Source organism: Acidovorax sp. GW835-FHT14G06 (genome assembly GCF_058793595.1).
Genome location: NZ_JBXAGA010000050.1, coordinates 1 through 1,146, shown reverse-complemented (window position 1 = coordinate 1,146; position 1,146 = coordinate 1). Strand labels below are relative to the sequence as shown.

At 65.4% G+C, this 1,146-nt stretch carries 1 protein-coding gene; it reads right to left on the bottom strand.

Annotation, left to right across the window (positions count from 1 at the left end; genetic code table 11):
* Nucleotides 1–1,146, bottom strand: a 1,146-nt coding sequence (locus tag AC1Q64_RS25665; protein WP_492253178.1) for a putative bifunctional diguanylate cyclase/phosphodiesterase, incomplete at both ends; no start/stop codon positions are given.

Genomic DNA, 1,146 nt, shown 5'->3' with positions numbered 1-1,146 from the left:
CTGCCCCGTCGTCTCCACCCCCTCCGCCACCACCTCCAGGTCCAGGCTCTTGGCCAGCGCCAGGATCGTCCTAACAATCGCCGCGTCGTTCGGGTCCGTCAGCACGTCCCGCACGAAGCTCTGGTCTATCTTCACCTGGTCCAGCGGCAGGCGCTTGAGGTAAGACAGGGACGAGTACCCGGTGCCGAAGTCATCGAGCGCAAAGCCCACGCCTTCGCTTTTGAGCTGCACCATGCGGGCGATGGTGTCTTCGATGTCTCCCAGCAGCAGGCTTTCGGTGAGTTCGAGCTTGAGTTGCCGGGGGTCTGCGTTGTGGTTCTTCAGGGTTTGCAGCACTTCGGCCACGAAGCCGGGTTGCCGGAATTGGCGGGCGCTGACGTTGACCGAGAGGGACAGGTGGGCGGTGTCTTTGTGCTGGCTCCAGCGCTGCAGTTGTTCGCAGGCGGTTTTGAGTACGTATTGGCCCAGCGGGAGGATGAGGCCGGTCTGTTCTGCCAGGGGGATGAAGTCTGCCGGACTGATCATGCCGCGCTGGGGGTGGCGCCAGCGCACGAGGGCTTCTGCGCCCAGCAGGCGGGCGTGGTGGTCTACCACGGGTTGGTAGTGCACGAGCAATTCGCCCCGCGCCAGGCCCTGGCGCAGGTCGGCTTCGAGGTTGGAGCGGGCGTTGACGGCCGCTTGCATGTCGGGGTCGAAGAAGCGCTGGGTGTTGCGCCCTGCGGCTTTGGCCTGGTACATGGCCAGGTCGGCGCGCTTGAGGAGTTCGTCCACGGTGAGGCGTTCGTCGCCAAAGAGGGTGATGCCGATGCTGGGGGTGCTGTAGTGCTGGGCGCCGTCCAGGTCAAAGGGCTGGTTCAGGCTGGCCAGGAGTTTTTCGGCGACGGTTTCTGCCTGGGTGGCGGCGTTTTGCAGGTCGGGGGCCAGGGCTTCGAGCATGACGACGAATTCGTCGCCGCCAAAGCGGGCGACGGTGTCGGCTTCGCGCACGCTGCCCACCAGGCGGGCGGCGACCTGGGCCAGGAGCTGGTCACCCATGTCGTGGCCCAGGGTGTCGTTGAGGTCTTTGAAGTTATCCAGGTCGATGAACAGCAGGGCTCCGAGGTTCTTGGTGCGCTGGCAGGCGGCGATGGAGCGTTGCAGGCGGTC